We start from the raw sequence: 25,519 nt of genomic DNA on the forward strand, positions 1-25,519 counted from the left end.
CGGGTCAACCCCGCCCGTTGTTCGTGCTAACGGTTGCACTCGAAATTCGCTGCGTCGTTCATCGACCCTTCGCCGGTGTATCGCGGCCAGCCCGGATAGTCGCACAGCGGGCGCGTCCGGCCTTTTGCGCCGCCGTTGGCATCAACCGCGACCAGCGCGTTCGGCGCAGGGGCCTTGCCGTTCTCGACCCAGTCTTCGAGGACCGAGAGAGAATCCCACGACACATTGAACTTGCCAAAGCCGTGATTGTAGCCGGGCACCAGGTACAGGCGGGCGAAGTCGCGGAGGGTCTCCTCGCCCATTTCGGTCGCGATCCGGTCCCAGTAGTCGCGCGAGCTGGACGGCGGGTAGAAGAAATCGTCCTCGCCATGAAGCCAGAGCACCTTGCCGCCGGCCTCGTGGAAGGCGGAGAGATCGGCCTGGAGCGAGTCGAAATCGGCTGAAATCTCCTCCCATCGGGCCTTGTGCCCATCTTCGTCGAACGTGGCGGCAGAGCCGGTCCATTCCGGATCGCGCAGCACGAAATACTGCACGAAATTCTGGTCCGCGCGACCGATGATCGCCTCGCCTAGGACGTTCGTTTTGCCCATTTGCGGCCAAAGCTCACCGCCCGATTTGACCGGCCAGCTTCCAAATTCCGTCACCCCCGCGTGCAGCGTGACTTCAAAGGCGTCACGGTCCGCCATTTCTTCGACGGCCCTGATTTGCACCTGGGTGAGGCAGGTCGGCGCATCGTCCCCGGCGCAGGCAAGGTCCGAAAGGTCGATCGCGGCTTCACATGCCATAGCGTCCGAAATCAGCCCGTCCTCGGCCCCGTCCATGCCGTCGCATGCGGCAAGCACGTGATTTTGAACCAGTGCCTGTTTCTCGGGGGAAAGCCAGCCGCCCTCGGTGCCGAAGCTGGCCTCGAACGTCCTGAGTTGGCTCAGGATCGCGCCGGTGTAGTTGACCACCGGGTAGTAGGCGATGACCCCGTCATAGACCTCGGGGCGTTCCTGTATGGCTATAAAGCCTTCGTGGCCGCCCTGCGATCCGCCCGCGAAATACTGCGTCCTGATCGGGGTGCCGTAGGCCGCCTGCACAAGTGCGGCGGCCGTGTCGCGTGTCTTGTGCAGCTGGTCGCCGAAGAAGTTGTGCAGGGCCTCGTCGTTGGTGGCAAAACTGCCGTCGAAGGCATCGGTGCCGGTGTGGCCTCCGTCGCTGCCGAAGGTGACGTAGTTCCGCTGGAGGGGCGAGGGGATCGCGGGACCATCGGCCGGCGTTCCGGGCACATTGTTCAGCCCCGTCACGAGCGATCCGTTCATGCCGCCCCCGCCGAACTGAACTGCTTTGCCGTTCCAGTTTTCGGGCAGGTTGACCTGGAAGGTGATGGGCGGTGCGTCTGGATCGACCGGCACGATTTCGCCGTTGACCTGGCAGAAGGCGGGCCGGCCCTCTGCGGCGGGCCGCGACACGGTCGTGATCACGCGTGCGCCGGACGTGGGCAGCGAGATGGCATCGGCCGCGATGCTGACCCCTCCGAGTGCCGCGCAATCCGGCACCTGCTGCGCGATGCCCGGCGATGCAACGAGGGCGAGTGCGCCCGCAGCCAGCGCGGCGCGTTTCTGGTACGACATGGTTTTCCTCCCTGAGATGGCGTCAGGCGCCGGACGGAGGCTTACGTTCCTGGGCCATCTCCGCAACGGAACTGCGCACGAACCTGACTCGTAATCAACCTTACGGTACACTTGGGTAAGGTATGTGTCAATTACTACCTGCCCTGGCTTCCCGGTGGAGCGTGTAGAGGCCCGAGGCCATGATGATGGCAGCCCCCGCGAGCGTCCAGCCATCGGGCAGTTGGTCGAAGATCAGAAAGCCCCACATCGTTCCCCAGATCAGCACGGTGTACTGAGTGGGGGCGACGACAACCGCTTGCGCCAGTTCCAGCGCCCGGACAATCAGGAACTCCGCCAGACCGGCTGTTACGGCAATGACTCCCAGCAGTGCCACCGTGACGGGATCGTTCGGCCAGGCCCAGAAGAAGGGCAATGGCAGAGTCAGGACGGTGACGGCGGATATTGCAGTATAGGCGACCGTCGTCATCGACCCGTCATCGCCGCTGATCATGCGCGACAGCACCTGGCGCGCGGCAAAGAATGCGGCAGCGAGAATAGGCAGAACGCTGGCGGGGTGCAGCACGCCCAGCCCCGGCCGCACGATGATCAGCATGCCCGCGAAGCCGATGGCAACGGCGATCCAGCGTCGCATGCCGATGGGCTCGCCCAGGACAAGAGCGCCAAGAACCGTGACGAAGAAAGGCGCGACGAAGGCAATCGCCATCGCATCCGCCAGAGGTATGTAGGTCACGGCAAAGACGAAAGAGATCGAGGCGCCGACGGCTGTCACTCCGCGCGCGATTTGGATGGCGTGGTGTCGGGTGCGCATGATCCCTGTCCCGTGGCGTGCGAGCAGAAGGATCACGCAGCAGAAGAGCCCGAACTGACGTGTCCAGACGACCTGTACCGGATGCAGTGACTGGGTCAGAACCTTGGCGATGGAGTCCGAGGTCGCGTAGAAGAAGAACCCTGCCAGCATGAACAGAACACCGCGCATCGTCTCGGCGCGGGTTGGAATTCTTCGGGCGAGAGCTGGCATGTGACTTCACACACTCACATCAAAAGAAGGCAGCGCCAAAAGGCGCTGCCAGTACGTACGAGGGAGGTTCGCACGTGTCACGCATTCTCGCGTGCCTCTTTTGCCATTTGCCGAGCGATGATCAGTTTCATGATCTCGATCGATCCTCCGGCAATCTTGGTGATCCGCGCATCGGCATAGGCCCGCGCGATCGGATATTCCCACACGTAGCCCCAACCGCCGAACAGTTGCAGGCACTCGTCGACCACCTTGCAGTGCAGCTCGGTGCTGAGCATCTTCAGCATGGCGGCGTCAACGGAGTCGAGTTTGCCGTTCATGAACAGCTCGATGCAGCGATCGGTGAAGACCCGCATTGCCACCGCCTCGGCCTTGAGCTTGGCGAGGGTGAACTGGGTGTTCTGCTGATCGAAGATCGACTTGTCGAAGGCCTTCCGCTCGATCGTGTAATCGAGCGTGTACTGAATGACGGTCTCGGCCACGGTGGTCGACCGGACCGCCTGCGCCAGCCGTTCCTGGCTGAGCTTGGTCATCATGATGTTGAAGCCCTTGCCCTCTTCGCCCAGCATGTTCTCGGGCGGGAGACGCATGTTGTCGAAGAACAGCTCGGACGTGTCCTGTGCGTGCATGCCCAGTTTCTCAAGGTTCTTTCCGCGGCTGAAGCCTTCACGGTCACCTTCGACCAGGAAAAGTGTTACACCTTTCGCACCCGCGTCGCTGTCGGTCTTGGTGGCCAGCACCAGCACGTCGCACATCTGCCCGTTAGAGATGAAAACCTTCTGACCGTTTACGACGAACTCGTTTCCGTCGCGCACGGCCTTGGTCCGGATCGCCTTGAGGTCGGAACCGGCATGCGGTTCCGTCATACCGAGCGAGCCGATCCATTCGCCACTGACCATCTTGGGCAGGAACTTTTTCTTCTGATCTTCGGTGCCGAAACTGTTGATGTAGGTGGCCACCAAATCCGTATGGATCAGGAATCCCGGACCGGAAGCGCCGGCTTTCCAAAGCTCCTCGAAGACCACGACGTCGAACAGGTAATCGAGCCCGAGCCCCCCGTACTCTTCGGGAATGGTGCAGCAAAGCATCCCCTGTTCGCCGGCCTTCAGCCAAAGCTCACGCGGGACGACCCCGTCTTTTTCCCACTGGGCGTGATAGGGCACAATCTCTTTTTCTACGAACTTCTTTACGGAGTCGCGGAACATCTCGTGCTCTTCTCGGAAAAGGCTGCGTTCGATCATGCGGGTCTTCCATTTTCGTATGCTAGCGTACATTTACCATCCGTCTCGCCCGTAAGCAACCGTACGATGTGGATTATGACGACTTTTCCTGTGATCGCGAGCGAAGGGCGTCGCGAAAAGCGGGATCAGAGACGGACAGCATGGCCTGCTTGCGTTCGACCCGGCCTTTGCCGCGCAGATCAGCGATCCCGTGTTCGGTGATCACGAAGTCTGTATCGAACCGGCCAAGAGACACGGGGCCCGTGGCATCCTGGGGCGCGACAATTCGGGATATCTTGCCGCGCGCGGCGGTGGCGGGCAGGGCGATTATACGCAGGCCGCCCGGCCCGCGGGCACCGGCTGCGAAATCCGACGCCCCGCCGGGACCGGAGATGAACCCCTTCGGCGTAGCCTCCGCATAGACCTGTCCGGACAGATCGACCTCAATGGCGGAATTGACGGTCACCAGCGAGTTTATCGCGGCGAGGGTCGGCAACGCGTGGGTATGGCTGGGAGGGCGAAACGCAAAGTCAGGACGCGTCAGCGCATCGTAGAGCGGTTTCGTCCCGATCGCGACTCCTGTCGTGACTGGCTTGTCGGCCCGCAGCGCGCCGGCGTCCAACAGGAGCAGGGTCGAATCGCCAATCAGACCCGAATGGATGGCAAGGTCTCGTTTATGCGAGAGGCTTCGCAGAATGGCCTCGGGTATGCGCCCGACACCGGTTTGCAGGGTCGCGCCATTGGGGATGATCGTCGCCGCATGGGCCCCGATCCGTTCGGCAATGTCGTCCGTACCGGGATCGGATGCGCGCAGCGGTTGCGTCGACTCGATCACCGCATCGAAACGGTCGAAGGGAATGCCGGGCGCACCCCGCGTCGCAGGCATTTCGGGGTTCACATGCGCGATCAGGGTTTTGGCACCCTGCCACAGGTCTGCGGCAAAATCGGTTGTCGCGCCAAGGCTGCAGATCCCGTCGGCATCGGGCGGGGACACCATGATCATCAGGCAGTCCGGCGGGTTGGCCGAAAGCCAGGCCAGGATTTCCCTGTAGGGCAGGGGCAGGAAGGTCACGCGGTCTGACGCGGCCAATTCCGGCACCATGAAAAAAGTCGTCACCCGCCCGCCGGTGGCAAGCAGGTAATCCGGCCGGTTCAGCCCCGGAACGAAGATCGAGGTGAAGGTCAGGCCGGGACGGGAGAGGCCCGAGAGCCCCTCCCTGAAGGAATCGGATTCGCCGGAACAGGCGCTGATCCAGCAGAGCCCGCTGTCGGGGAGGTGGGCCCCCAACTGATCTGGCGAAATGCGGTCCGGCATCACTCGGTGAACTTGTGAAAGTCCGGCTTGCGCTTCTCGTTGAACGCGTTGACGCCTTCCTTGGATTCATCGGAGGCATAATACAGCTTCACCGCGTGCAGGGCGAGGTTGCTGATGCCACGGATTGAGTCGCTGTCGGCGTTGAACGACCGCTTGAGGAAGGCCAGCGCCGTCGGAGAGCGTTCGCCTATCGTATCGGTCCACTTGGTGACGGCGGCGTCGAGGTCTTCCATCGGGACGGCCTTGTTGACGAGGCCCATGGCGACGGCTTCCTCGGCGGTATAGGTTTCGTTCAGATACCAGATCTCGCGCGCTTTCTTCTCGCCGACCACGCGGGCCAGCAAGGCGGTACCCCAGCCTGCGTCAAAGGACCCGACCTTGGGGCCGACCTGGCCCAGCTTGGCCGAATCCGCCGCGATGGCCATGTCGCAAAGCGTCACCAGCACGTTGCCGCCGCCGATGGCAAAGCCGTTCACACGGGCGATCACCGGCTTGGGGATGTCGCGGATCAGGCCCTGAAGCTCGTCGATCGGCAGGCCGACGACGCCGCGGCCATCGTAGTTGCCATCATGGGCGGACTGGTCCCCGCCGGTGCAGAAGGCCTTTTCGCCCGCGCCGGTCAGCACGACCGAGGCGACGTCCTTGTCGTTCAGCGCCAGCTGGAACGCCTGGATCAGCTCTTCCAGGGTCTGGCCGCGAAAGGCGTTGTAGACCTTCGGACGGTTGATTGTGATCCAGGCGGCGCGGCCCTTCACTTCGTACAGGATATCGGTGAATTCTGGGATCTTGGACATGTGTTCCTCCTTACGATCCGGCGCGGGCGCCGGTGGTCCGTTTCTTGTAAAGTCCGTTGCAGCGCGCGACCGGGCCGTTACCGACCCGCATCACGGCTTGGAAAAAGATCAGCGAGCGGGTTTCGCGGACAAGTTCGGGACTGGCCTCGACCCAGTCACCTTCCCGCGCGGGGGCGAGGAAGTCGATGGAGAGGGTCACGGTCGGCGCGGCGCCGGAATGATCCCCGACGTTGATGCCATAGCCCAGCATGTCGGCGAAGACCGCAAGCAGGCCTCCATGGCAGGTGCCGACCGCGTTCAGGTGACGCTTCTGCACCCGGAATCCGAGTGTCGTCGCCCCATCTGCGCGGCGGATGTAGTAGGGGCCGTTGAACCGCTCGCCCTCTGTCGCGTTGCCGAGGGGGGTAAACCCCTCGGGCGGAGCATCAGCGTCGCTGAGTGCGGTAGCGGTCATCAGACCATGTTCATCCCGCCAGAGACCGAGATGGCCTGGCCGGTGATGTAGCCGGCGTCCGAAGATGCCAGGAAGGCGACGAGACCGGCGTAATCCTCGGGCTCGCCCATCCGGCGAAGCGGAATGCCACGCACCATGGCGTCCTTCCACTTTTGCGCCTGTTCGCCCTCGCCCAGGACCGACTGCATCATCGGGGTGTTGGTCGGGCCGGGGCAGACGGTGTTCAGCAGCACGCCAGACCGCGCCAGTTCCCGCGCGACAGATTTGGTGAAAGAGATCATGCCGCCCTTGCAGGCGGAATAGACGGCCTCGGTCGAAGTGCCGACGCGCGCGGCGTCGGAGGCGATGTTGACCACCCGGCCGCCCTTGCGCTCGACCATGCCCGGAAGCACGGCCTTGTGGGTGTTGAGCGGACCATTGAGGTTGATCGCGATGATCTTGTCCCAGAGGTCCTTGTCGGTGTCGAGGAAGTTGGCGGGTTTGTCCCAGCCGGCATTGTTGACCAGCAGCCATGTGGGGCCGAGATCGGATTCGGCCTGTTTGACCGCATCGTTCACAGCAGCCTGGTCAGACACATCGACGCTGTATACCTTGGCCTCACCGGCCAAAGCATTGGCTTCCTTGGCGGTTTCTTCGGCCGCCTCCGGCTTGAGGTCAAAGATCGCGACCTTGCAGCCTTCTTCGGCGAGCCGCAGCGTGATGGCCCGGCCGATTCCCTGTCCGCCACCGGTTACGATGGCAGTTTTTCCCTTTAGATCAAGCATGTGCTCTCCCTCTTTCATTTCGTGTCGCACCAGGTCGTCGACGGTCAATCATATGGCTTCCTGATTAATATGCTTGCGTACGGTACGCTTGCAAGGTAATTCTTGCCTAAAGACAAGAGGAGCGCCAAATGACAGAAATGCGCCTGCAATCGGTGTCAGGATACCTGCCGCTCCTGCGGTTCGATGCCAAGGTCGCGCGGTCAGAACTGCGCTGGTCAGGGCTTGGCGGCTCGGGTCGCGGGCATCGCGCAGTTGCGGGATGGGATGAAGATCCGCTGACTATGGCGGTCGAAGCTGCCCGAGGTGCAGACCTGTCCGTGCCACCCGAGTCGGTGGTCTTCGCCTCGACCTCGGCGCCGTTTTCGGACCGGTCGCAGGCCGGAGTCATGGCCGAGGCGCTGCGCCTGCCGACCTCTGTTCTTACTCAGGATGTTGCCAACACGCGGCGCGGCGCGGTCACTGCGCTGATCCGCGCGCTGAAGGGCGGCGCATCGGAGCTGATCGCATCGGGCGAGAAGCGCACGGCCCGGCCCGGCACCGCCCAGCACGTGGGCTGGGGCGACGGAGCGGGTGCGGCGTTGGTCGGATCTGGTGACGGTGTCGCGAAAATGCTGGGTCATGCGTCGATCACCGCCGACCTTCTGGACATCTACACGTCGGTCGAACGTGCGACCCCCTATCCGTCCGAAGATCGGTTCGTCCGCGATGCAGCGGTCGGCGAGGTCTACACCCCGGCGATCAGGGCGGCACTGGACGCGGCGGGGATTGCGGCGGGCGACGTCGCTGCGGCGGTGGTTCCTGAACCTGTCGGCGGCACCTATCGTGCCGCGGCCAAGGCCTGTGGGTTGGATGCACCGAACCTCTGCGAGGAGGTCGCGGCGAAGGCTGGCGATCTTGGAACAGCGATGCCGTTTTTCTGTCTGGGACTTGCTCTGGACCGCTCAAAAATCGGCGATCGTCTGCTGGTCGCGGGCTTCGGCAACGGTGCGGATGTGCTGGTGCTTGAGGTTACGGGGCGGGGCGATGGCACCGCCTCTGCCGCTCTGGCACGGGGGGCGATCCTGACATCCTATAGCCGCTTTTTGAACCTGACGGGCATGTTGCCGCTGGAATACGGGCCGCGGGCCGAGGTGAATCAGAAGGTCTCTGCCTCGACCCTGCTGCGCCACGGTCGCGACATGCACGGTTTTGTCGGCGGACGAGATCAGGGCGGCAACGTCCAGTTCCCGAAGACTCCTGTTCCCGTGCGCCCTGACGCGACCGGCCCCGAGGATTATGAGGACGTGCCGATGACGGAGATCGCAGCCAAGGTCGCCTCGATCACCGCAGACCGGCTGAATTTCACCCCCGATCCGCCATTCTATTTCGGGCTGGTGCAGTTCGAGAATGGCGCGCGGGTGATGATGGAGCATTGCGACTGCGAAGGACGCACGCCCGAGGTCGGTGAGCCCCTGCGCATGCAGTTCCGGATCAAGGCGCTGGACCGCCAGCGACATTTCCGGAGCTATTTCTGGAAGGCGGCGCCGATCGCGCGTCCGGATCTGCCTGAGGAGGGCAAGTAGATGGCAAGCGGAATCAAGGACAAGGCCGTCATCGTCGGCATGGGCTGCACCCAGTTCGGCGAAAGGTGGGACACCTCGTCAGACATGCTGATGGTCGAGGCCTTCACCGAAGCACTGGAAGACTCCGGACTGGAGAAGTCGCAGATCGAGGCCGCCTGGTTCGGGTCGGCGTTGGACGACGTGAATGTCGGCAATTCGGCCATTCCGCTGGCCACGGCGCTGCGCCTTCAGGGTCTGCCTGTCACCCGGGTCGAGAACATGTGCGCGACGGGAACCGAAGCGTTGCGTGGCGCGGTCTACGCGGTGGCGTCCGGAGCAGTCGACGTTGCAGTGGCTGTCGGTGTAGAAAAGCTGAAGGATACCGGGTTCGGCGGCTTGCCGATCCGAACAAAGGGGTCCGTGAACGACCTCTGGATGCCTTACGGGTCTGCCCCCGGCACCTTTGCACAGCTTGCCGGAGCTTATCAGGCCAAGCACGGGCTGAAGGCAGAGGACGTCAAACGGGGCATGGCGCACGTCAGCTGGAAGAGCCACCAGAACGGCGCGCTCTCGCCCAAGGCGCACCTGCGCAAACCCGTGGACATGGAGACGATCCTGAACGCCCCGATGATTTCGGATCCGCTTGGCCTGTTCGACTGCTGCGGCGTGTCGGACGGCGCGGCATGCGCCATCGTGGTGTCGCCGGAATTCGCAAAGTCACTCGGCAAGGATGATCTGGTCGCGGTCAAGGCGCTGCAGATCAGCACCAGTCACGGCTGGGAAGCGCAATATGGCGAATGGGACGGATCCTACGTCAAGGGCACCCGCATCGCGGCGCAGAAAGCCTATGCCGAGGCCGGCGTTCGCGACCCACGCGAGGAAATCAGCGTGACAGAGGTTCATGACTGCTTCTCGATCACCGAGATGGTGACGATGGAGGATCTGGGTCTGTCGGACGAGGGCCGCGCGGCTTTCGACTGTCTCGACGGGCGATATGACCGCGACGGAGCGATCCCCTCGCAGGTGGACGGCGGGCTGAAATGCTTCGGCCATCCGGTCGGGGCGAGCGGGCTTCGCATGGCCTACGAGGTCTATTCGCAGCTTCTCGGCCGTGCGGGGCAGCGGCAATTGCGTGATGTCAACTTCGGCCTGACGCATAACTTGGGGGGGCAGCCGGCCAATTCCGTCTCCTCCGTTTCGGTCTTCGGACGACTTTGAGGGAGAGGAATCATGGCAGGACGCTGGTACGATCAGTTCACCATCGGTGAGATCATCAAACACGAGACGCGTCGTACGGTGACCGAAGGCGACAATGTCACCTTTTCGACCGCGACGATGAACCCCGCGGCAATCCATCTGGACTACGACTATTGCGCGAAGACCGAATTCGGCAAACCGCTGGTCAATTCGGTGTTCACCCTCGGGCTGGTGATCGGCCTGTCGGTCGGGGAGACCACGCTTGGCACAACCATCGCCAACCTCGGCTTCAAGGAAACGACATTTCCGAAGCCGGTATTCTACGGTGACACGATCCGCGCGACGACCGAGGTTGCCGAGATGAGGCCGTCGAAGTCGCGGCCCAATCAGGGGATCATCACCTTCATCCATCGCGGGCTGAACCAGCGCGACGAAGAAGTCTGCGTCTGTCATCGGCTTGCCCTGATGATGAAAGAGCCGACATGAACCTGACAGCCCTTCTCTTCGTTCCGGCGGATTCCGAGAAAAAGTTCGACAAGGCGCGCGGCCTCGGTGCCGACGGTCTGATCCTTGATCTCGAGGATTCCGTGGCCCCCGCCCAGAAGGCCGCCGCACGCGAGACCCTGGCTGGCTGGATCGATGCGCACAATGGCCCGCGCGACTGGTCGTTCTTCGTGCGTGTGAACCCCTTCGATACGGGGCTGACCGAGGATGACCTGAAGGCCATCGTGCGCCCCGGCCTCGATGGGATCATGTTGCCAAAGGCCAATGGCGCCGAGGACCTGCAAAGGCTGTCCGACCTGCTTGACCCGCTCGAGGCGGCGGCGGGGATGGAAAAGAACCAGATCAAGGTGGTGGTCGTCGCCACGGAAACCGCGGCGGCGATGTTCAACCTCGGCTCCTACGCGCCGGCGCATCCGCGCCTTGCCGCGCTGACCTGGGGGGCGGAGGATCTGGGCGCTGTCGTCGGATCAACATCCAACAAGGAAGCGGACGGCAACTGGACCCAGCCCTATCAACTGGCGCGCTCGCTGTGCCTGTTCGCGGCGGCCAATGCCGGGGTTCAGGCGCTGGACACTTTATATGGCGACTTTCGCGACCCTGACGGCCTGACGGCCTCCTGCAAGGTGTCGCGCCGCGACGGCTTTCTCGGGAGGCTTGCCATTCACCCCGCGCAGGTCGCGGGAATTCAGGCGGCCTTTGCGCCCTCCGACGAAGACGTGGCGCTGGCCCGCCGGATCGTCGCGGCTTTCGAAGAGAACCCCGATCTCGGCACCATCGGGATCGACGGGAAAATGTATGACATACCCCACCTCAAGACGGCCCGCCGGACGCTGGCCGCCATCGGTGAAGGCTAGGGAGGACTGCACATGTATGATTCTGCAGAAGAACGTGACGAAATGCTCGACTCGATCCGCGATGGTGTACGCGGTGTGGTGAGCAAGTTCGATCCCGACTACTGGCTGGAACGGGACGACGACGGCAAGTTCCCGCACGAATTTCACAAGGCCATGGCGGATGCCGGCTGGCTTGGGATCACAATGCCAGAGGAATACGGCGGTGCCGGTCTGGGCGTGACCGAGGCGGCGATCATGATGCACGAGGTCGCCAGCTATGGCGGCGGTATGGCCGCGGCCTCGACCGTGCATATCAACCTGTTTGGTCCGCACCCGGTCGTGGTCTTCGGCACGAAGGAACAGAAATCCGAATGGATTCCGCGGCTGGTCAGCGGTCAGGACAAGGTTGCCTTTGGTTTCACGGAACCGGACGCCGGTCTGAACACCACGCGCATCAAGACCTTCGCGGAAAAAGTGCCGGGCGGGTACCGGGTGAACGGGCAGAAGGTCTGGACCTCCACCGGGCAGGTGGCGAACAAGATCATGCTGCTGACGCGCACCACGAAATTCGAGGACTGCAAGAAGCCGACGGACGGCATCACGATCTTCTACACCGATCTGGACCGCAAACACATCGACGTGCAGCGCATTCCCAAGATGGGTCGAAAGGCGGTCGATTCCAACGCTATTTTCATCGATGACCTGTTCATCCCGGATGAGCATATGATCGGCGAAGAGGGCAAGGGGTTCTCTTACATCCTTCATTCCCTCAATCCCGAGCGCGTGCTGGTCGGTGTCGAAGCGGTGGCTATCGGCCGCGACGCGTTGAACCGTGCCGCGAGGTACGCCCGCGAGCGGGTCGTCTTCGATCGGCCGATCGGGCAGAACCAGGGGATCCAGCATCCGCTGGCCGAAAAGTGGATGTACCTCGAATCCGCATGGCTGATGCTGATGAAGGCGGCCGAGCTTTACGATGCCGGCAAGTCCTGCGGGGCAGAGGCCAACGCCGGCAAATTCCTGGGGGCACGCGCGGGCTATGACGCCTGCTTGCAGTCGGTGCTGACCCACGGCGGCTTTGGCTATGCCAAGGAATATCATGTCGAACGCCTGCTGCGCGAGGTCACGGTGACCCGTATCGCCCCGGTGACGGAACAGTTGATCCAGTCGTTCATCGCGGAAAAGGTCCTCGACCTTCCCAAAAGTTACTGACGGTCGGCGGGCACAGGGCTCGCGATCACACAAGACGAACAAGGAGGCGCAGATGGGCGTGATGGATGGCAAGGTGGTGCTGGTGACCGGCGCCGCGCGTGGCGTAGGCAAGGCTGTCGCCGTCGAGATGGCACGGGCCGGGGCAGCCGTCGTTGTCAATGACCTCGGGGTGTCGCTCAAGGGCGATGACACATCGGACACGCAGCCCGCGGAAGAGGTCGTGGCCGAGATCGAAGCCATGGGTGGCCGCGCGGTTGCCAACTTCGGTTCGGTCGCAAGCTGGGATGACGCACACGCCATGGTGCAGACCGCGCTCGACACGTTCGGGCAGATCGACGGCGTAGTGAACAACGCCGGAAACCTGCGCGACGTGCTGTTCCACAAGATGACCGAAGAGGAATTCGATGCCGTGATCGGCGTGCACCTCAAGGGGTCCTTCAACGTCAGTCGCGCCGCTGCGCCCCATTTCAAGATGCAGGCCAGCGGCACCTATGTGCATATGTGTTCCACCTCGGGCCTGATCGGCAACCTTGGACAGGTGAACTACGGCGCGGCCAAGATGGGCATCGTCGCGATGTCCAAGCTGATCGCCATCGACATGCAGCGCTTCGGCGTGCGTTCGAACGCCGTGGCGCCCTTCGCCTGGACACGGATGGTTTCGTCGATCCCGGCAGAGACGCCGGAACAGCAGAAACGCGTCGAAGGGCTCAAGAAACTGGTTCCGGAAAAGGTAGCGGCGCTTTGCGTGGCGCTCTCGGCTCCGGCCTCGACGGTTTCGGGTCAGGTCTTCGGGTCGCGCAACAACGAGATCTACCTCTTCTCCCAGCCCCGTCCGCTGCGCACGGCGCATACCGCTGAAGGCTGGTCCCCGGAAGCGATCATCGACCGGGTCTTCCCGCAGTTCGAGAATGACTTTTACCCGCTGCACAAGTCCGGCGACGTCTTCACTTGGGATCCGGTCTGATGGCCTTTGACGCAGAGCGGCTGCTCAGCTGGGATTTCGAGGAAAAGGCCCAGTCCTACGACGCGAGAGATGCGATCCTCTATGCGCTTGGCGTGGGCCTGCCGCTCGCACCGGGTGAAAGCGATGACCTGAACTTCCTGCTCGAGGACCGGCTCCGTGTCCTGCCCTCCTTCGCGGTGGTTCTGGCGACGCCGGGAATGTGGCCCAAAATCCCTGAACTCGAGATTGATTGGGTCAAAGTGCTGCACATGGCCCACGCGGTGCGGTTCGACACGCCGCTGCCGACGCAGGCCAATGTCAGAAGCCGAGCAGAGATCAAGGAACTTTACGATCGCGGTCCTGACAAGGGCTCTGTTTGCATTCTGCGCCGTCAGGTCATCGATGCGGATACGGGTACCGTCTACTGTACCATTGATCAGACCGTGGCGATGCGCGGCAACGGCGGCTTCGGTGGCGACCCCATGCCCCGCACAGAGCGCCCCGAAATGCCCGGGCGCGCACCCGATCATGCGGAGGCCGTCAGGACCTCGGACCGGGCGGCGCTGATCTATCGGCTGTCGGGCGACCTGAACCCGCTGCACGCCGACTACGACGTGGCCCGCAGCGCCGGCTTCGACAAGCCGATCCTGCACGGTCTGGCCAACTATGGAACGGCCTGCGCCGTGGTTCTGCGGGCATTCTGCGACGGCGATCCGAAGCGGATGAAATCGCTGAACCTGCGGTTTGCCGGAATCGTGCTGCCCGGCGACCAGCTGGACTTCACCTGTTGGAAAGATGGCTCGCAGGTGCTGTTCGAAGCCCGTGTCGGCGACCGCGTGGTGATCGATCAGGGCGTGTCCCTGATCGACTGACTTCGGGGTCAATAAACCGCCCGCCCCCCCGAAAGATCGAACACCGTCCCTGCGTTGAAGCTGCACCCTGGCGACGATAGCCAAGCCACCATTTCAGCCGCTTCTTCGGGGCGGCCCATGCGCTGCATCGGTATCATCTTCACAGCGGCGTCCATCGCACCGGGCGATTTACCCGACATCTCGTCGACCAGCGGTGTTTCGAAGACGGTCGGGCAGATCGCGTTGACGAGCACCCCTGTTGCCGCCAGCTCTCGTCCAAGCGATTTGGTCAACCCGATCACACCGGCCTTGGCGGAAACATAGGGTGACATCTGCGGGCTGCCGTCCTTGGCCGCCTGGCTGGTCGTGTTGATGATCCGGCCCCATCCGCGGTCCAGCATGCCTGGCAGGAACGCCTGACAAGTGTGGAAGACACTGTCGAGGTTGATCGCATGTGCCTGACGCCAGACGTCGAGGCTGAGCGTCGGGAAGGGTCCGAAGGCGACCGAATGGCCCGCACAGTTGAAAAGGATATCCAGCCCGCCCCATTCCGAAAGCAGCGCCCTTGCCGCGCTACCCACCTGATCCGCGTCGGACACATCGACCGAGGCGGTGAGCACATCGCCGAATTCACTGAGGTCGCGCCGGGCGGTTTCCAGCTTGTCGGGATTTCGGCCCCAGATCGCGACCTGCGCACCGCTTTGCAGGTAAAGCCGTGCCGTGGCCAGCCCGATGCCAGATCCGCCGCCCGTGACAAGCGCCCGTTTCCCTTTCAGATCATAGGTGTTCATGAAAATTTCCTCCTGCTTCGGCAATATGCTTGCTTATCATATGCTACAATATAGAGTTTGAGTTATCTTTCTGCGTATTCTGGCGACCGAGTATTCGGCCGTCGGGGTCGCATCAGCCATCGAGGGAGGAAATGATGGGATACGAGTCGGTTTTCCGCACGGATCTGTTCAGCGACAGGACCATCATCGTCACCGGCGGCGGCTCTGGGCTAGGGCGTTGCACCGCGCATGAGCTTGCACATCTGGGCGCCCATGTCGTGATCGTCGGGCGGAACCCGGACAAGCTGGAAACGGTCAGTCAGGAGATCCGGACCGATGGTGGCACGGTCACGCCGATGACATGCGACATCCGCGAGGAAGAGCAGGTGATCGAGGTGATCGACCGCACCATCGAAACCTGTGGTCGCCTCGACGGACTGGTGAACAATGCCGGCGGACAATATCGCGCGGAACTCAAGGATATCACGACCAAAGGGTTTCAGGCCGTGGTCCGCAACAACCTTACGGGCGGTTTCATTTTCATGCGTGAAGCCTACAACCGCTGGATGGAGCAACATGGCGGTGCCATTGTGAACATCACCGCCGACATGTGGCACGGCTGGCCCGAGATGGGCCATTCCGGTGCGGCCCGCGGAGGAATGCACACTTTGACGGAAACTGCGGCTTGCGAATGGGCCCATGCCGGGGTGCGCGTCAACTCTGTCGCGCCGGGGGGAATCGCCTCGTCCGGATTCGACCAGTACGAACCTCATATCGCGCAGCGACTGCTGGAATACGCCGACAAGGTGCCACTGCCGCGCTACGGTACCGAAGCCGAGATTTCGGCGGCCATCGTCTATCTGTTGTCCCCTGCTGCGGCCTATATCACCGGGAGCTGCTTGCGCGTTGACGGCGGCGCCCCGAATAGCCGCCAGACCTGGACGCAAGACTATGCTCCTAAGAACATCCCCGAATTCAACGGCTTTCATCGCGCCGTGATGCCCGAGGTCCTGAAGCCCAAGGCCTCTGACTGAGTGGTGTCAGCTTGGACGTCGGCGCACCAGTTCCGCAACGTCGCCCGTCACCAGAAGCGTGCCCTCGGTGTTCGTCAGGGTCAGCCTGTCGGTGACGATTCCTGCATCGGGACGTGAGGCGCTTTCCCGCAGGCCGATCGTTTCCCATTCCGCCCGGACCGTCGTGCCGACGGGCACCGGTGCGACGAACTTGATTTGCGACCAGCCCAGAACGGCCATGCCGGAGGTTACCAGCCGCCCGCTTCGCACGACAAGCCCGTGCATCAGAGACAATGACAGCATGCCGTGGGCGACGCGCGTGCCGAAATGGCTGGCATTGGCAACGGTATCGCTTGTGTGCAGCTCGGCCATGTCGCCGGTGATTCCACCGAAGCCGAAGATGTCGTGATCAGTGATCGTCCTTGTGGGGGACTGACCGCTGCTGCCTATGATCTGATCTTCATACCAGTCCGAAGACATTCTCTTCGCTCCTTCGATGCTGCATCAGTCCGCGACCCGCTCAATCGTTCAGGAACCGGTCGCCGAGAACACTGCCAGATACGTCGGTTGATTTGGTGATGCGGAAAATCGCGTTGGATCTGAATATGTTACGGCCGTCTGCCCTGGCAAGCGTATCGGTAAACAGAAGGCTTCGCGTTTGCTGGACCAGTCGAGTGGACATTTCGACCCAGTCACCCAGGCGGGCAGGGGCAAGATAATCGACCGACATCTGAACCGTCGGCATGAGCATGAACCTCAAGTCCGGGTTTTCTTTCTGACATGACAAGCCCTGCAGGTCAGCCAGCGAGGCGATCAACCCGCCATGGGCTGTTCCATGCGGGTTCAGATGCCTGCGCCGGATCCGGAGACCGAACTTCAGTCGGCCATCGACGACTTTCCCGTAGACCGACCCGATCCACAGGTTGAACCCTTCTTCGATAGCCAGAACCTTGAACCCTTCTGGCGGGTCGTCGGGCATGTCGTTGGCCAGAAGATCGATTGCTTTTGAGTGGTCCATGCGGCGCCTCATCTTTCGGCATCATGAAAACCTGTCAGGACCTTCATGTCCAGAATATAATTCGGTAGATTACCATACGCACCATAACTGTTATTGACCTTTGGGGCTTCAATCGGCAAAACGGTCAGAACGGAGGAGATTGCCATGATTGACTGGATCAAGACCGCGCCAGAAGTATCCGACCCCGGCTATATGCAGGACGACGACTTGCGCCATCGTCCCGAACCGGGCGGCAAGATGCGGGATTCCCTTTTCTGGCAGATCATCATGCCGGAACACGAACTGGGATTTCAGTGCTATCTCTACCTCACCGGCGATGGACGGGCCGGTTTCAACCTGATCCTCTGGGGTGCGGACCGAAAGCCCTATGTGCTGGAACTGGTGCAGGGTCATGTGCCCGAGGACATGGATTTCGATGACTTCCGGTTGGAAGGCCTGCACGTCCGTCAGCCCGCCGATCAGAAGACCGCGCGGATCTCGTTCAAGTCCGAAAAGGTAACGCTCGACTACAGTTTCGAAGGCTTTCACGACCAGTTCAGCTATCGCTCCAACCCGGATGACCTGCCCGGATGGTTCGCCGAGAACCGGCTGGAACAGTCCGGCTGGGTCAAGGGCCACATCGAATGGGACGGCAATCGGATCGATCTGGATCGGATCGGACACCGCGATCACTCCTGGGGCACGCGCCACTGGCAGGCCCCGCAGCACTGGAAATGGCTGGTGGCCTATACGCCCGACGCCTCGCGGATCGTCAATGCATGGATCTGGCAGGCGGTCGGGGAATGGGGCGTCGGAGGCTACGTCATCCGGGATGGTGAACTGGTGCCGATCGCCAGCGTCAAACAGAAGGCACAGTTCGACGAACGGATGATGCAGACCGGAATCATGGTCGAAATCACCGACACACGCGGCGACACATGCGAGATGGAGATGGAACGCTTCGGCCTGGTCAAGCTTCCGACCGGCGGACGTTATGCCACGATGATTTCCGAAGCGGCCTGCAGGGTCAAGATCGACGGACAGGACGGGGCAGGGCAGTTCGAATGCCAATGGCCCGTCGACTACCTCGACAAGATGATCGAACTCAAGGCGGCCGGCGGAATATGAACTGGGACTGGGACGCAACGACGCTTGCCGCGCTGGATGCCTACCTGACGGACAAGGGCCTGTACGAAGGCGCGCCCGCACCGAAGCGGATCGGCGACGGCCATTCCAACCTGACCTACCTGATCCGGGTGAAAGGTGGAAACGCAGTGCTGCGCCGCCCACCTCCGCCGCCGCTGCCCAAGGGCGCGAACGACGTTGAACGCGAGGCATGGGTGCTCTCGTCGCTGGCGGGTCAGAACCTGCCGGTGCCCGGGGTCCATGCCGTCGCGAGTGCGGGTGAGGTGCTGGATGTCCCGTTCTACATCATGGAGCACGTGCCCGGTCACATCATCACCGACCGCCTGCCCGATGGTTTCGACGCGCAACGCGATGGCGCTTCGATGGTGTTCGGCATGGTGGATGCTTTGGCCGATCTGCACGCCGTCGACTGGCGCGCCTGCGGTCTGGCCGACTTCGGGCGGCCCGAGGGGTTCAACGCGCGACACCTGAAGCGCATCGAAGGGTTGATGAACCATCGCGACGATCCCGCGCCGGCCTGGCTGAGCGATATGGCGTCCGAGCTGAAGCGCGACGTTCCGGCTGAATCCGGCGAGTCGATCGTGCACAACGACTTCCGGCTCGGCAACCTGATCTGGTCGGATCCCAAGCCGCGTCTTCTGGCGATCCTGGACTGGGAACTGGCCACAATCGGCGATCCGCTTCTGGACTTGGGTTACATGGCTTGTTGCTATCCCGTTGCAGGCGAAGAGATGACCCCGACGCAGGAGCTGTCAGCTGCGTTTCTTGAACCCGGTTTCCCCGCGCGCGAAGAGGTCTTTGCCCGCTACGCCGAGGTGACAGGCCGCAATCTGTCCCGCCTGTCTTGGTATGGGGCCATGTCGGCGTGGAAGCTGGCGGTGCTTTACGACTACCAGCACAGGTTGGCGCGCGACACCTATTACACCGATGCGACGCAGGCCCCGCGCTTCATCGCGGCGGCCGAGCGCTTTCTTAGGATACTGTGATGGATGAACTCGGAATCGATATTGCAGACGGAATCGCCGTCGTGACCCTGAACCGCCCTGACTCTCTCAATGCGCTGAACCGTGTGCTGCGGGACGGGCTGGTCGCGGCGCTGAAGGACCTGGACGCCAACCAGGACATCCGAGCGATCATCCTCACCGGCACCGGACGCACCTTTTGCGCCGGTCTGGACGTGCGGGAACTGGAAGGCTCAGGCAACAGCGTCACCGACAATATCGGCAGCAGCGACATCGGCGCAACCATAGGCGCACTCAAGACCCCCCTGATCGCCGCTATCAACGGGCTTGCCGTGACTGGCGGTTTCGAAATCACGCTGGCCTGCGACATCGTGGTCGCGGCGGATACAGCGTGGTTTCAGGACACCCATGCCAAGATCGGCCTGCTGCCCGGCTGGGGCCTGTCGCAACGCCTTCCCCGGATTGTCGGGCCATCCTCGGCCAAGGAGATTTCGCTGACCGCGCGGCGCGTATCGGCGACTGAAGCGGCACAGATGGGGTTCGTGACACGCGTTGTCGCTCCGGATGACCTGTTGCCCGCCGCGCGGGAAATCGCCGCCGGGATCGCACAATGGGACCCGGCGCATATCGCCCGGATCAAGGCGGTCATCGACGACGGATACGGTTTGCCGTTGCGCGACGCCCTTGTACTGGAGAGCGAACGCGCAGCAGATCTCAATCGCCAGGTGACCCTCGCGGCTGGAGAAACGAAACATGGAAACTAGGAGAGACCGCAGATGAAGGTACTTGTGCCTGTCAAACGCGTGATCGACTACAACGTGAAAGTTCGTGTGAAAGCGGACGGATCGGGTGTCGATCTTGCCAATGTCAAAATGTCGATGAACCCGTTCGACGAGATTGCCGTGGAAGAGGCGATCCGGCTGAAAGAGGCCGGGAAAGCCGAAGAGGTTGTCGTCGTCTCGATCGGTGTGAAGCAGGCGCAGGAAACCCTGCGCACCGCGCTTGCCATGGGGGCCGATCGCGCCATCCTGGTTGTCGCCGCCGATGACGTGCACAACGACATCGAACCGCTGGCCGTCGCCAAGATCCTCAAGGGCGTGATCGACGAAGAGGCCCCCGGCCTCGTCATCGCGGGCAAGCAGTCGATCGACAACGACATGAATGCCACCGGCCAGATGCTCTCGGCCCTGCTCGGCTGGTCCCAGGCGACCTTCGCCAACGAGCTGGACGTTGACGGCGATCATGCCGTCGTGAAGCGCGAAGTCGACGGCGGCCTGCAGACCATCAAGGTGAAGATGCCCGCCATCATCACCGCCGACCTGCGCCTGAACGAACCGCGCTATGCCTCTCTGCCCAACATCATGAAGGCGAAGAAGAAGCCGCTGGACGAGAAGACAGCCGACGATTACGGCGTCGATGTCTCCCCGCGCCTGGAGATCGTGAAGACCTCGGAGCCCGAAGCGCGCAAGGCCGGTGAGATGGTGCCCGACGTGGACACCCTCGTGGCGAAACTCAAAGAGAAGGGGATCGTGTAATGGCCGTTCTTCTGCTTGCCGAAGTCAACGATGGCGAACTGGCGATGGACGCCACCGCCAAGGCTGTCTCTGCCTCGAAATCCCTGGGCGATGTGACGGTTCTGTGCTGTGGCGCCTCGGCCAAGTCCGCCGGTGACGCCGCCTCCAAGATCGACGGTGTCGCCTCTGTGCTGGTCGCCGAGGATGCGCTCTACGGCCACCGCCTGGCCGAGCCTGTGGCCGCGCTGATCGTCTCCCTCGCCGGGGATTACTCGCACATCGTGGCCCCCGCCACGACGGATGCGAAGAACATCATGCCGCGTGTTGCTGCCCTCCTTGACGTGATGATCCTGACGGATGTGTCAGGCGTTGTGGATGCCGATACCTTCGAGCGTCCGATCTATGCCGGAAACGCGATCCAGACTGTAAAGTCAAAGGATGAAAAGAAGGTTATCACCTTCCGGACCTCCACCTTCGACGCGGCTGGTGACGGCGGCTCCGCTTCTGTCTCCGACGCGGCCACGGCCGAAGATCCGGACCTGTCGGAATGGGTCGAGGATGCCATGGCAACCTCCGACCGCCCCGAGTTGACCTCCGCCAAGGTGGTTGTCTCCGGCGGCCGCGGCGTCGGCTCCAAGGACGACTTCGCGATCATCGAGGGCCTCGCCGACAAGCTGGGCGCCGCCGTTGGCGCGTCGCGCGCCGCGGTCGACTCGGGCTACGCCCCGAACGACTGGCAGGTCGGCCAGACCGGCAAGGTCGTGGCACCGGAGCTCTACATCGCCGTCGGCATCTCCGGCGCGATCCAGCACCTTGCTGGCATGAAGGACAGCAAGGTCATCGTCGCGATCAACAAGGACGAAGAGGCCCCGATCTTCCAGGTCGCGGATTACGGCCTTGTGGCCGACCTCTTCGAAGCTGTCCCGGCGCTGACTGAAAAGCTCTAGCGGTCTTGTCCGGTCGCGCGGTCCGCGCTACCGGACAAGACCGAGATATTGCGGCAACCAGAGTGTCACTGCTGGAACGAGCGTGATGATTGCCAGCGCGATGATCAGCGGGATCAGCCATGGCAGGACGGCTAGGGATACCTGTTCGATCGAGAGTCGGCTGATGCGTGCCATGACGAACAGGATCATCCCGACCGGCGGTGTCAGCAAGCCGATCATCAGGTTCAGCGTGAAGATTATTCCAAGCTGGACCGGATGGACATCGTAGCCCGCAGCCATCGGAATCAGAACGGGACCCAAGATCGTGATCGCAGCCGTCGTGTCGAGGAAGGCCCCCACGACCAGAAGCATGAGGTTCACAAGCAGCAGGAACACATAACGGTTGTCCGTCAGCGTCGACAGGCTTTCGGACAGCATCTGGGTCGCCTGACTGATGGTCAGCAACCACGCGAACACGGAAGCCGCCGCCACGATGAACAGAACCGACGCCGTCGTTTCAATGGTATCCATGACAGACCGGCTTAAAGTCTTTGCGGACAGGGCGCGGTATCGGATGAGGCCGAGGAACAGCGACCAGATCACGGCGGCCACCGCGGCCTCTGTCGGAGTGAACCACCCCAGTGTCATGCCGCCGATGCGAAGCACCGGAGTCAGCAGGGCAAGGACCGCCGAGAAGCTGAATATCACGTCGAGCAGCAGAAGGACGCCAAGCGACAGGCCAATCGAGAGATTGGCATTCAAACCCAAACTTATCAGGACGTAGATAGCCACGGGGAAACTGACCACAAGGCCGATTTCCAGGACCGAAACGCCGAAGGCGCGTCCGTTGAACGGCATGTCCGTGCGCCAGCCTTTGCGCCAGGCGAGAACGAAAACCATTCCCATCAGCAGAAGCGTCATGAGCAGACCGGGAAGGAGACCGGCCAGGAACAGCGCGCCGACCGAGACGTTGGTGACCATTCCAAAAATGATGATGGGCAGCGACGGCGGCAGGATCGGACCGAGGGTGGCAGAGGAGGCTGTCACACCGACCGCGGTGTCCAAGGGATAGCCGCGATCTGTCATTGCCTTGATCTGCATCGTCCCGATCCCCGCAGCGTCGGCGAGCGCGCTGCCCGACATCCCCGAAAAAACCACGGATGCGACGATGTTCACATGCGCGAGCCCGCCGCGCATCCAGCCGACCAATGACAGCGCGAAGCGATTTGTGAGCGATACCTGAACCGCGACTCCTATTGCCTGCGAGGGTAGGGGCTGCGGTGGATCTCCTCCATCATTTTCTCCCGGAAGACCTCGGCAGGGGTCTTCCAGCCGAGGCATTTCCGAGGCGTGTTGTTGAGCTGATCGCAGAGCTTCTTCATCTCGTGGTCCGTCATCTTGTTGATGTCACGCTTCCGGGGCAGCCACCGGCGGACGCGCCGATTGGTGTTTTCGACCGTGCCCTTTTGCCAAGGCGAAGACGGATCACAAAACCAGGTCTGCGTGCCGATCTCGGCCTGCAGATGTGGCCAGCTTACGAACTCGGTGCCGCGATCGAAGGTGATCGATTTGCGGGCGAGATGGGGTAGGTCCTGCACGGCCTTCATGATCTTGCCCATCACTGGTCTCGTTCGTTTGCTGGGGTTCCTCAGAAGCACGGTGAACCGACTGACCCGCTCAACGAGTGAAGTGACGTTGGACTGGCCAAGGTTCTGTTCGAACAGCATAAGATCAGCCTCCCAATGTCCGAACTGACGACGATGCGCGACATCGTCAGGTCGGAAAAGGATGCTGACATCACGGTCGAACCTGGGCGCTTGCCGCTTTCTCGCACGGCGCGGCCGACGGGCCTTGCGATGTTCCGGCAGGTACCACCACAGCTCCTGCGCCATGCCTTCCGACGAGTAGATGTAGCGGTAGATCGTCTCCTGGCAGACCCGCGTCCTGGCACGCTCGAAGATCATCCGGTTGCCGATCTGCTCGGGCGTCCATCCAAGCTTGATACGGGTTACGACGGCCTTGCAAAGATCCGGATGCCGGATCAGCTTTCTCTGCACGGATCGGCGCTTCTGCGTCCGCAGCTGGGCCGCATGTCCGAAGTACCCGGCGTACTTCTTCGGAAAGGCATCATCGGCCCAGAAGTTGCGTTTGATCTCTCGGTGAATGGTCGACTTGTGGCGCTTCAGAACCCGCGCCATCTCTCGGACAGGGACCTTTGCGTGCCACCAATCCTCGATCCTACGGCGTTCATTCAGACTCAGTTGCGTGTAAGCGGCTCCCATGGCACGATCTCCTGATTAGATAACCCATTGGTTTCTAATAGGAGTCGCACTTCAAGGTAGCGCGCACCCGCGTACAACACAAACGCGCATAATGAAGTTTATGTTAACCAACTGGCGCCCTGAGCCGCTAAAACATTACGATTTGATAATGCCCCGGCAAGGGCGGTGCCACCGTACTGAAGTTACTCCTTTGCGAAAGGAGCGACCATGTTCAGAAAATTCGGATTGCTCTTGGGCCTCGCAACTGCTGTAGTTCTTCTGTTTATGGTTTCGAACAGATGCTGCCTTCTGCGAAGGCATCTGATTGAAAGCTCCCCTACCTTTCACTTGCCCAAGCGATTGCCGCATCCGTTCCCGAGGGGTCGAACTGGCGAAGTTCGGCCTTGGTCAGCACATCGGCGAACTTGGTGCCCCACTCCATCAAAGCCCCTTCGCCCACCACAGCAACGCGGCGGAAGTCGTTCCTATGGGCTGTGTCGATCTTCAGATCTTCGAGCAGAGCGGACGGCCCCTCGTAGCCTTCAAACCTCGTAAGATCGAGAACCAGGCCGGGCTTGCTTGTCTCTTGCAGGCGCTGATGAAGCAGGGCGTGCATCCGCATCAGGTCACTTTCGCTGAGCTTGCCCTCGCAGGCAAGGCCAATCATCTCGTCATGATCTGTCAGTGTCTCGGTGAACATGGTTTTTCTCCTCTTCTTCCGGCTTGCCGTGACCGTAAAGGTTGGCGTTTTGGTGCGCGCGGTCTTCGTGCTCAAATTCCAGACTCGAATGGCCGATGCTGAAATCGTCCTTCAGCCGGTCTTTGATCGTGGCCTTGACCTTTTCGATTTGACCCCAGCCGTCCGCTGTCAGCACGACGTGGCAGTCCAGAGCCGCCTCGTGCTCCTGCATCTGCCACAGATGCACGTGATGAACGTCCGCGACACCATCCACACCCCGCATCGCCTCAACGACGGCTTCGTTATCGATGTCCGGTGGACTGCCGAGCATTAGCGTGCGAATCGGACCGCCGATCTCGGTAAATGCGAGGTAAAGGATGTAGAGAGCGATGCCGATGGTGATCGCCGGGTCGACCCACCGCATGTTGTAAAGGAGGATGAGCGAGCCGCCGATGATGACCGCCACGGAGGCCAAAGCGTCCGACAGGTTGTGCAGGAAGAGTGCACGGATGTTCACGCTGCCTTTTTGCATCGAATAGGTGAGCATTGCCGTCAACGTGTCGACGACCAGTGCCACACCGCCCAGGATCACCACCGTCCAGCCCTGTACCTCTGGTGGGTCGATCATGCGCATGCCACCCTCGTAGATCAGGTAGAAGCCGATCAGGATAAGTGTCGTGTAGTTGATGAGCGCTGCGACGATTTCTACCCGCCCATAGCCGAAGGTCATGCGCTTGTCCGCCGGGCGGCGTGCGATCTTACGCGCGAGGAAGGCGATCACCAGCGACGCCATGTCCGAGAAATTGTGCAGGGCATCCGCGATCAGCGCGAGGCTGCCGGAAAGGATCCCGCCGGCGATCTGCGCGACCGTCAGGAGGCCGTTGGCCCAGATGGCGATGGAGACGCGACGATCACCGGAATCTGGGTCGATATGGGCGTGGTCGTGAGCCATCAGGCGCATTCCTTTTCACGCGGGGGATCAAAACGAATCAAAA

At 62.0% G+C, this 25,519-nt stretch carries 27 protein-coding genes; 13 read left to right on the top strand and 14 right to left on the bottom strand.

Annotation, left to right across the window (positions count from 1 at the left end; all coding sequences use genetic code 11):
• Nucleotides 1-26: 26 nt before the first annotated feature.
• The 7 genes from BMW90_RS15480 to BMW90_RS15510 form a co-directional block, all read right to left on the bottom strand.
• A complete protein-coding gene (locus BMW90_RS15480) occupies nt 27-1,616 on the bottom strand; it encodes a tannase/feruloyl esterase family alpha/beta hydrolase (RefSeq protein ID WP_074837373.1) in 1,590 nt (529 codons plus the stop codon).
• Between the two features lie 127 nt (nt 1,617-1,743).
• The gene (locus BMW90_RS15485; RefSeq protein ID WP_322788239.1) at nt 1,744-2,634 is read right to left on the bottom strand and encodes a DMT family transporter; all 891 of its coding nucleotides are present in this window, start codon (nt 2,632-2,634) and stop codon (nt 1,744-1,746) included.
• A gap of 77 nt (nt 2,635-2,711) precedes the next feature.
• On the bottom strand, nt 2,712-3,872 hold the full coding sequence (locus tag BMW90_RS15490; protein WP_074837375.1) for an acyl-CoA dehydrogenase family protein: 1,161 nt from the start codon (nt 3,870-3,872) through the stop codon (nt 2,712-2,714).
• 73 nt (nt 3,873-3,945) lie between these two features.
• Nucleotides 3,946-5,166: an acetyl-CoA hydrolase/transferase family protein gene (locus BMW90_RS15495; RefSeq protein ID WP_074837376.1), complete on the bottom strand. Its 1,221-nt coding sequence runs from the start codon at nt 5,164-5,166 to the stop codon at nt 3,946-3,948.
• Nucleotides 5,166-5,960: an enoyl-CoA hydratase-related protein gene (locus BMW90_RS15500; RefSeq protein WP_074837377.1), complete on the bottom strand. Its 795-nt coding sequence runs from the start codon at nt 5,958-5,960 to the stop codon at nt 5,166-5,168. The genes BMW90_RS15495 and BMW90_RS15500 overlap by 1 nt, the downstream gene beginning before the upstream one ends.
• A gap of 10 nt (nt 5,961-5,970) precedes the next feature.
• Entirely contained in the window at nt 5,971-6,414 is a 444-nt protein-coding gene (locus BMW90_RS15505; RefSeq protein WP_074837378.1) for a PaaI family thioesterase, read from the bottom strand.
• A complete protein-coding gene (locus BMW90_RS15510; protein ID WP_074837432.1) occupies nt 6,414-7,178 on the bottom strand; it encodes a glucose 1-dehydrogenase in 765 nt (254 codons plus the stop codon). The genes BMW90_RS15505 and BMW90_RS15510 overlap by 1 nt, the downstream gene beginning before the upstream one ends.
• A gap of 128 nt (nt 7,179-7,306) precedes the next feature.
• Here BMW90_RS15510 and BMW90_RS15515 point away from each other — a divergent pair, with 128 nt between their 5' ends.
• The 7 genes from BMW90_RS15515 to BMW90_RS15545 are packed head-to-tail and all read left to right on the top strand — an operon-like array spanning nt 7,307 to nt 14,277.
• A complete protein-coding gene (locus BMW90_RS15515; protein ID WP_074837379.1) occupies nt 7,307-8,740 on the top strand; it encodes a hydroxymethylglutaryl-CoA synthase family protein in 1,434 nt (477 codons plus the stop codon).
• Nucleotides 8,741-9,937, top strand: coding sequence for an acetyl-CoA acetyltransferase (locus BMW90_RS15520; RefSeq protein WP_074837380.1), 1,197 nt, complete (start codon nt 8,741-8,743; stop codon nt 9,935-9,937).
• A gap of 12 nt (nt 9,938-9,949) precedes the next feature.
• Nucleotides 9,950-10,402 (top strand): MaoC family dehydratase, encoded by a 453-nt coding sequence (locus BMW90_RS15525; protein WP_074837381.1) that lies wholly within the window; start codon nt 9,950-9,952, stop codon nt 10,400-10,402.
• On the top strand, nt 10,399-11,274 hold the full coding sequence (locus BMW90_RS15530) for an HpcH/HpaI aldolase/citrate lyase family protein (protein WP_074837382.1): 876 nt from the start codon (nt 10,399-10,401) through the stop codon (nt 11,272-11,274). Before BMW90_RS15525 ends, BMW90_RS15530 begins: the two co-directional genes overlap by 4 nt.
• A gap of 42 nt (nt 11,275-11,316) precedes the next feature.
• Nucleotides 11,317-12,462 (top strand): acyl-CoA dehydrogenase family protein, encoded by a 1,146-nt coding sequence (locus BMW90_RS15535; protein ID WP_074837433.1) that lies wholly within the window; start codon nt 11,317-11,319, stop codon nt 12,460-12,462.
• 52 nt (nt 12,463-12,514) lie between these two features.
• The gene (locus BMW90_RS15540) at nt 12,515-13,426 is read left to right on the top strand and encodes an SDR family NAD(P)-dependent oxidoreductase (protein ID WP_074837383.1); all 912 of its coding nucleotides are present in this window, start codon (nt 12,515-12,517) and stop codon (nt 13,424-13,426) included.
• Nucleotides 13,426-14,277: a MaoC/PaaZ C-terminal domain-containing protein gene (locus tag BMW90_RS15545; protein WP_074837384.1), complete on the top strand. Its 852-nt coding sequence runs from the start codon at nt 13,426-13,428 to the stop codon at nt 14,275-14,277. The genes BMW90_RS15540 and BMW90_RS15545 overlap by 1 nt, the downstream gene beginning before the upstream one ends.
• 8 nt (nt 14,278-14,285) lie before the next feature.
• Here BMW90_RS15545 and BMW90_RS15550 read toward each other — a convergent pair whose 3' ends face one another.
• Entirely contained in the window at nt 14,286-15,047 is a 762-nt protein-coding gene (locus tag BMW90_RS15550; RefSeq protein WP_074837385.1) for an SDR family NAD(P)-dependent oxidoreductase, read from the bottom strand.
• 134 nt (nt 15,048-15,181) lie between these two features.
• Between BMW90_RS15550 and BMW90_RS15555 the strand changes: the two genes are divergently transcribed.
• A complete protein-coding gene (locus BMW90_RS15555; protein WP_074837434.1) occupies nt 15,182-16,060 on the top strand; it encodes an SDR family oxidoreductase in 879 nt (292 codons plus the stop codon).
• Nucleotides 16,061-16,066: 6 nt separating this feature from the next.
• Here BMW90_RS15555 and BMW90_RS15560 read toward each other — a convergent pair whose 3' ends face one another.
• Nucleotides 16,067-16,519, bottom strand: coding sequence for a MaoC family dehydratase (locus BMW90_RS15560; protein ID WP_074837386.1), 453 nt, complete (start codon nt 16,517-16,519; stop codon nt 16,067-16,069).
• Between the two features lie 40 nt (nt 16,520-16,559).
• Nucleotides 16,560-17,057, bottom strand: coding sequence for a PaaI family thioesterase (locus tag BMW90_RS15565; protein ID WP_074837387.1), 498 nt, complete (start codon nt 17,055-17,057; stop codon nt 16,560-16,562).
• A 144-nt stretch (nt 17,058-17,201) separates the two neighbouring features.
• On the opposite strand from BMW90_RS15565, the gene BMW90_RS26710 reads away from it, so the two are divergent.
• Genes BMW90_RS26710 through BMW90_RS15590 form a run of 5 tightly spaced genes read left to right on the top strand, consistent with a single transcriptional unit; the run spans nt 17,202 to nt 21,605 of the window.
• A complete protein-coding gene (locus tag BMW90_RS26710) occupies nt 17,202-18,164 on the top strand; it encodes a DUF7064 domain-containing protein (RefSeq protein WP_074837388.1) in 963 nt (320 codons plus the stop codon).
• Nucleotides 18,161-19,168 (top strand): phosphotransferase family protein, encoded by a 1,008-nt coding sequence (locus BMW90_RS15575; RefSeq protein ID WP_074837389.1) that lies wholly within the window; start codon nt 18,161-18,163, stop codon nt 19,166-19,168. The genes BMW90_RS26710 and BMW90_RS15575 overlap by 4 nt, the downstream gene beginning before the upstream one ends.
• A complete protein-coding gene (locus BMW90_RS15580; RefSeq protein ID WP_074837390.1) occupies nt 19,168-19,908 on the top strand; it encodes an enoyl-CoA hydratase in 741 nt (246 codons plus the stop codon). The genes BMW90_RS15575 and BMW90_RS15580 overlap by 1 nt, the downstream gene beginning before the upstream one ends.
• Before the next feature lie 12 nt (nt 19,909-19,920).
• Nucleotides 19,921-20,679, top strand: a complete 759-nt coding sequence (locus BMW90_RS15585; protein ID WP_074837391.1) for an electron transfer flavoprotein subunit beta/FixA family protein — start codon at nt 19,921-19,923, stop codon at nt 20,677-20,679.
• Nucleotides 20,679-21,605 carry an electron transfer flavoprotein subunit alpha/FixB family protein gene (locus tag BMW90_RS15590; RefSeq protein ID WP_074837392.1) on the top strand — a complete coding sequence of 309 codons (927 nt, stop codon included), beginning with the start codon at nt 20,679-20,681 and terminating at the stop codon, nt 21,603-21,605. The genes BMW90_RS15585 and BMW90_RS15590 overlap by 1 nt, the downstream gene beginning before the upstream one ends.
• Before the next feature lie 27 nt (nt 21,606-21,632).
• Here BMW90_RS15590 and BMW90_RS15595 read toward each other — a convergent pair whose 3' ends face one another.
• From BMW90_RS15595 to BMW90_RS15610, 4 genes are all read right to left on the bottom strand, one after another.
• The gene (locus tag BMW90_RS15595; protein ID WP_083416078.1) at nt 21,633-22,925 is read right to left on the bottom strand and encodes a TRAP transporter large permease; all 1,293 of its coding nucleotides are present in this window, start codon (nt 22,923-22,925) and stop codon (nt 21,633-21,635) included.
• Nucleotides 22,838-23,866 (bottom strand): IS30 family transposase, encoded by a 1,029-nt coding sequence (locus tag BMW90_RS15600; RefSeq protein ID WP_074837394.1) that lies wholly within the window; start codon nt 23,864-23,866, stop codon nt 22,838-22,840. Before BMW90_RS15600 ends, BMW90_RS15595 begins: the two co-directional genes overlap by 88 nt.
• Nucleotides 23,867-24,182: 316 nt before the next feature.
• Nucleotides 24,183-24,545 carry a SpoIIAA family protein gene (locus BMW90_RS15605; RefSeq protein ID WP_048535477.1) on the bottom strand — a complete coding sequence of 121 codons (363 nt, stop codon included), beginning with the start codon at nt 24,543-24,545 and terminating at the stop codon, nt 24,183-24,185.
• The gene (locus BMW90_RS15610) at nt 24,517-25,476 is read right to left on the bottom strand and encodes a cation diffusion facilitator family transporter (RefSeq protein WP_074837435.1); all 960 of its coding nucleotides are present in this window, start codon (nt 25,474-25,476) and stop codon (nt 24,517-24,519) included. Before BMW90_RS15610 ends, BMW90_RS15605 begins: the two co-directional genes overlap by 29 nt.
• Between the last annotated feature and the right edge of the window lie 43 nt (nt 25,477-25,519).

Source organism: Marinovum algicola (assembly GCF_900109145.1).
Taxonomy (GTDB): Bacteria; Pseudomonadota; Alphaproteobacteria; order Rhodobacterales; family Rhodobacteraceae; genus Marinovum; species Marinovum algicola.